Source organism: Amycolatopsis rhizosphaerae, from assembly GCF_007713715.1.
Taxonomy (GTDB): Bacteria; Actinomycetota; Actinomycetes; order Mycobacteriales; family Pseudonocardiaceae; genus Amycolatopsis_E; species Amycolatopsis_E rhizosphaerae.
Map to the genome: position 1 here is coordinate 1 of NZ_VJWX01000460.1, position 5,665 is coordinate 5,665.

At 66.3% G+C, this 5,665-nt stretch carries 3 protein-coding genes and 1 pseudogene; 1 reads left to right on the forward strand and 3 read right to left on the reverse strand.

The genetic code is table 11. From position 1 onward, the window contains the following. The 3 genes from FNH05_RS30540 to FNH05_RS30550 all read right to left on the reverse strand — a co-directional run. Positions 1-2,297, reverse strand: a 2,297-nt coding sequence (locus FNH05_RS30540; protein ID WP_144592319.1) for a condensation domain-containing protein, incomplete at its 3' end; no start/stop codon positions are given. Between the two features lie 58 nt (positions 2,298-2,355). Next, positions 2,356-3,369 (reverse strand): methyltransferase, encoded by a 1,014-nt coding sequence (locus FNH05_RS30545; RefSeq protein WP_144592320.1) that lies wholly within the window; start codon positions 3,367-3,369, stop codon positions 2,356-2,358. 10 nt (positions 3,370-3,379) lie between these two features. Continuing rightward, positions 3,380-4,618, reverse strand: a complete 1,239-nt coding sequence (locus FNH05_RS30550; protein WP_144592321.1) for a cytochrome P450 — start codon at positions 4,616-4,618, stop codon at positions 3,380-3,382. Between the two features lie 480 nt (positions 4,619-5,098). On the opposite strand from FNH05_RS30550, the pseudogene FNH05_RS30555 reads away from it, so the two are divergent. After that, positions 5,099-5,665: pseudogene (locus tag FNH05_RS30555) on the forward strand (AMP-binding protein); the annotation flags it as partial.

The following is a 5,665-nucleotide window of genomic DNA, read 5'->3' on the forward strand; positions in this document are numbered from 1 at the left end:
CTACCCGCACCGGCGGCAATGTCGTAGGTGGTCAGGGGGCGGTGGGTGACGTGCACGGTGGTTTCGGTGATGCCGTACATGTTCACCAACTGGGGGTGCTGGTCACCGAAATGGTTCACCCAGTCCGCCAGTTGCTCGACCGATAGTGCTTCACCCCCGAAGACCACGGCCCGTAACGCCGGTACAGGCCGGTCCTCGGTGAGGATGGTGTGGGACAGGGGGAAGAACGCCGACGGTGTCTGATTCAGTACTGTCACCGCCTGCTCACCCAGCAGTACCGCCATCTCTTCTGGTGAGCGGCGAGTGTCCTCGTCTACCAGTACGAGTCGGCCGCCGTGGGCCAACGCTCCCCACAACTCCCACACCGAGAAATCAAAAGCGATCGAGTGGAACAGTGTCCACACATCATCCGGGCTGAAGTTGAACCAGTCCTGGGTTGCGTCGAACAGTCGTGCCGCCTGCCGGTGCGCCACCAGCACACCCTTCGGGTTCCCTGTCGACCCCGACGTGTAGATCACATACCCCAACTGATCGGCAGACACCGTTACATCGGCCAGTGCCCCACCCTCGGCCGAGGGGGGCACCACCACCACACCCGCGCCCACACTCGTCGTGTCCCGATCAGTGATCAGCACCGCGGCGCCGCTGTCCTCCAGCAGATACCCGACCCGTTCCGGGGGGTAACCCGTGTCGATCGGCAGGTAGGCACCCCCGGCCAGCTGCACTGCAAGAACCGCCACGATCTGCTCGACCGAACGGTCAAGAAACACACCGACGACACTGTCCGCCCCCACACCGGACGCCACCAAACATGCCGCTAACCGTGACGCGCGCGCGAACACCGCCCCGTAGGTCGCCTGCGCATCCCCCGATACCACCGCTACCCGGTCCGGCGATGACCGTGCCCACTCAGCAAACCGCTCCACCAACACAGGCCCGGCAGGAACGTCGACGGTGGGTGTGGTGGTGAGGCTGTCTTGTTGCTCGGCGGTGAGTAGATCCAGTTCGTCCACTGTGGATGACGCCTGGGTCATGCCGTGCAGCAGGACACAAAGCTGGTCCAGCAACGCCGACGCGCCCGCATGGTCATACCGGTCGGTGGCATAGAGCAATCGCACACCAATCCGCTCACCCGGCACCACCACCAACGTCAACGCCGCACTCGTCCGTTCGGCGGTGTGCACGTCCCGCGCCACCAAACCGGACCGGGGCTGGACCGACCGCTCACCCGCCGGGTAGTTCTCGAACACGACCAGGCTGTCGAACAGCGGCCGGCCGCCCGGAACCTCACTCCAGCCGCGGATCCGGGTCAACGGCGTGTGCTCGTACTCCCGTGCCTCCACGAGATTTTCCTGCACATCACGCAGCCAGTCGCTTATGTTCCGGTCGGGGTCGATGCGGATGCGGACGGGCAGGGTGTTGATGAACAACCCGACCATCGATTCGACACCGGTCAGCTCCGGTGGCCGTCCCGACACGGTGACCCCGAACACCACATCATCGGTCCCCGCGTGCCGCGACAGCAGCAAACCCCACGCGGCCTGAGCGATCGTCCCCAACGTCACACCATGACGACGAGACAACACCCCCAACGCCTCGGTAACGGCCACCGGCAACACCAACTCCGCGCACCCCGCCCCATCGGAGAGCGCGCCCGAACCCAGTGGCAGCGGAGTCGGAGCACTGAACCCAGCCAGAACACCACGCCAGAACCTCTCCGCATCCCCGGAGTCCCGGCCCTGGAGCCAGCCCACGTATTCCCCGAACGGGCGGACCAGCTCCAGTTCCGCGGTGCCCCCGGTGACCGACGCCTGGTACACGGCCATGACCTCGCGGAACAACACGGCACGCGACCAGCCGTCGAAAAGCACGTGGTGGTTGGTCAGGACGAACTGCCAGGCGTCGCCGCCCAGCCGGAACAGGCTCAGCCGCAGCAGCGGCGCTCGCCGTACGTCGAACCCCTGCGCCAGGTCCTCGCGCAGGAACTCGGCCAGCCGCCGCGCCTGCTCGGCACCGGAAAGGCCGGTCCAGTCCTCTTCGAGCACCGGGAGGTCCACTTCCCGGTGGACGATCTGCATCGGCCGGTCCAGGTTCTCCCACAGGAACGCGGTCCGCAGAACGCTGTGCCGAGAACACATACGCCGCCAGGCCGCCACGAACGCGCCGGGCTCGAATTCACCTTCCAGCCTGCACGAAATCTGCTCGACGTACATTCCGTCGCGCTCGTCCGCGACCGTGTGGAACAGTATGCCCGTCTGCAGCGGCGAAAGCGGATAGATATCCTCGATGTTGTTCACGAACGCCGCCCTCTTCCACGCCTTTTCAAGTGCAACTCCCCCAGAACCGTCAGCGCTGTCATGGGACGCATTCCACGATCGCGTGGCTCGCCGCGACCGGGATGACGTCCTTCATCCGCAATCCCGCCCGCCTGACCAGCTCGCCGATCTCCCGCTCGGTGCGCATGCGGCCGTTGGTGTAGGTCAGCAGCCGCAGGTCCAGCTCACTGCATCTCCGCTCGTAGGCGGCGTTCACCGGGAACGGCTGGATGATCAGCACCCTGCCGGAGTTCCCCGCCGCTTCGGCGCAGCGGATGAGCAGCCGTTCCGCGTGTTCGTCGTCCCAGTCCTCCAGGACGTCGTAGACGACGTAGACGTCCGCACCGGCGGGAAGCGGGTCGAAGAACGTCATGCCGTGGATCTCCCAGCGGTCGAGCCCCAGCTCCTTGAGGTATCGCGTGGCCTCGTCCACCGTTTCCGGCAGATCGATCAGCGTGCCCCGGATGTGCGGCCGCGCCCGCATGATCTCGCCGAGGAGAATTCCCGTTCCGCCGCCGACATCGGCGACGTGCCGCACCTCGCGCCAGTCATAGCAAGCGATGATGTGCGCCGCCATTTCCCGGGTCTTGGCCGCCATCACGGTGTTGAACGAAGCCCGGAATCCGTCGTCCCGGCCGAGATCCTCGTGGAAGGGCCTGCCGAATTCCGTGCTGTAGGCGTTGCTCCCGTCCCGGACCGTGGACAACAGGCGGGAAATCGCGACATCGGCGCGGCCGAGCCCGCCGTCGAGGTCGAGCCAGTCCCGCAACGCGCCGGGATGGTCGCCGGTCAGTTCCTCCGCGGCGGCGTTCATCGCGAAGACTCCCGACGACGGCTCCGCGAACAGCCCGCGCAGCACCAGGTGGTGCAGCACCCTGGCCAGCACCTCGGGAACAGCGCCGCAGCGCCGGGCCAGTTCGGCTACCGGGAGGGGCGCCTCGCGTAACAGGTCGGCGATCCCCAGCGTGGCCACCACCCGGACCGAAAACGGAGTGACAAGGTCCGCGAGCGCGTAGACGTTCACCGGTCTCGCGTCATCCACTTCGTCGTCCATTCCCGACCTCTCAGTCGGTGCGTCTGCTCGGCGTGGTTTTCACCGGAAGCCGGCTGATCCCGCTGAGGAAGTTCGAATGGACCCGGCCGACCGGACCGGCCAGTTCGACACCGTCGACGAAGGTGATCAACGCGGTCAGCAAGGCCTCCAGTTCGACTCGCGCGAGATAGGACCCCAGGCAGAAATGCGGCCCGTGGCCGAACGTCACGTGTTTGTTGGGTGAGCGGCCGACGTCGAAAACGTAGGGATCGGCGAAGATCTCTTCGTCCCGGTTGGCCGAGGAGTTCCACAGGGTGACCAGGTCGCCCTTCTTGATCACCCGGTCGTACAGCGTGACGTCCTGCCGGGCCGTCCTGCCGAAATGCATCGCGGGCGTCGACCAGCGCAGGACCTCCTCCACCGCCGCCTTGACGCCGGCGTCGCCCCGTTTCAGCGCACGCCACTGCTCCGGGAACTCGGTGAACGCGTGCACCGCGCAGTTCATCGAGATGCGGGTGCTTTCGTCGCCGCCGAGGATCAGGCTGTAACAGTTGAAGATGATCTCCTGCGGAGACAGCCGCACGTCGTCGACCGTGGCGGTGGCGAGCACGGTGACCACGTCGTCCTTCGGTTCCCGTCTGCGCTCTTCCGCCAGTTCGGCGAAATACAGCAGAATTTCGTTACGGGCCGACCACGCGTCGGTGAACGTCTCCCCCGGATCGTCCGAACTCAACGCGGACTTGTTGAGCCGGAGCAGGGTCGCGCGGTCCGATTCGGGCACGCCGAGCAGGTCGCAGATCGTGCTGATGGGAATGTGCTCGGACACCTCGGCGGCGAAATCGAACTCACCGCGCTCCACCGCTCCGCGCACCCTGCGTTCGGTGTTCTCGTTCACCTTGTCCGCCAGGCGCGCCAGCACCCGAGGGGAAAAGGCCTTCAGCATCACCCCGCGCAGATCCCGCTGACGCCGGCCATCGGTGACCGCCAGCATCTTCCCGGACGCCGTGTCACCCCCTTGGAGCAATGTGGCGAGCACATTGCCTTCCTCCGAGGTGAACCGCTCATTGTCCCGGTAGACCGAAATGATGTCCGAATAGCGCGAGAGAACCCAGAAACCACGGCCGAACTCCGATTCCGGGTGCCAGTGCACCGGCATCGAAGTACGCAACCGCCGCCAGTAACCCGAAAGGTCCCGTTCCACGTGCGTCGCGGGATCCGCCAGGTTGACAGTAGCGACCTCATCGACAGTGGCGACCACCGGAGCGGGCATGGACAAATCCCTCCAGACCGGCAGGAGGACGCGCTGGATTCTCTTCCGGCACAGACAACTGAGCCGTGATCCCCCATGTCACGCCACAACCTGGCCGCTCTCCGACCGGCTGGAACCATCGGCGGACGGCGCTGCACACGCGCCGGCAATCTCTGACCCCACCGCGCTGACCCCAGTGCTGCCACAACGACAGCATGCCTGAAACATATGGGAGATCCGCTCGCGACACAAGGGAGAAGAACCGCTTCGCACGGAAGTCCGGTATGCCCGATTTCCGCGGAGGATCAAGGGATCGAGGTGAGCCGCGCCGGGCCACGAGGTCCGCGGAGTTTCCCGCGCCAATCGGTGGCTTCGGCGTCTTCGACAGTGCTAGCGTGACGATCGGAGGCGGGCAGGGGCCAGGCCGCGCCGGCACACCAGCTTCACCCGAAATCGTTGCCACTGGGGAAAAACTGCTGGCTCACACTGGGGGTGTGTTTGATGCGGCCTTCTCCTGAAAGCACGGCATCGCTGGACGAACTGCTGCGGCGGCGGGCGATCGCGGAACCCACCCGGGTGGTCTACACCTTCTTCACCGCAGGCGGAGCGGACGACGAACACCTGACCTACGCCGGACTCGACGCCGCCGCGCGCGCACGTGCCGCCTGGCTGAGTGAGCATTTTTTCCCAGGGGAACGGGTTTTCCTGCCGGGTGTGCCCGGCTCGCCGTACACCAAGGCGCTTTTCGGCTGCCTCTACGCCGGGCTCATCCCGGTACCCGGCACCGACGGCGCCCGCGAGGTGGACACGGGCGCGCTCGACCGGTTGTCGCCCGAAAGCTGGGCTCCACGCTGGCAACCGGCCGAATTCCCGCCGGCTGTCCGTGCCTTCCACCGCGAGGTACTCCGCGACTGCGCGCGGCTGACCGCGGCACTGGACCTCCGCGAGGACGATGAGCCGCTCGGCCGGCTACGGGCAAACGGGGGTGCGGCACTGGCCCGGCAGCACTATCTCGCGCTCTACGCCGGAGTTCCCGCCACCTTCCCGCCGACCGGACCCGTCACGCTC

Excerpts from the sequence above, each read along its gene's own strand:
- FNH05_RS30545 (WP_144592320.1), bottom strand. The coding sequence starts at position 3,369 with ATGGACGACGAAGTGGATGACGCGAGACCGGTGAACGTCTACGCGCTC.
- FNH05_RS30550 (WP_144592321.1), bottom strand. The coding sequence starts at position 4,618 with ATGCCCGCTCCGGTGGTCGCCACTGTCGATGAGGTCGCTACTGTCAAC.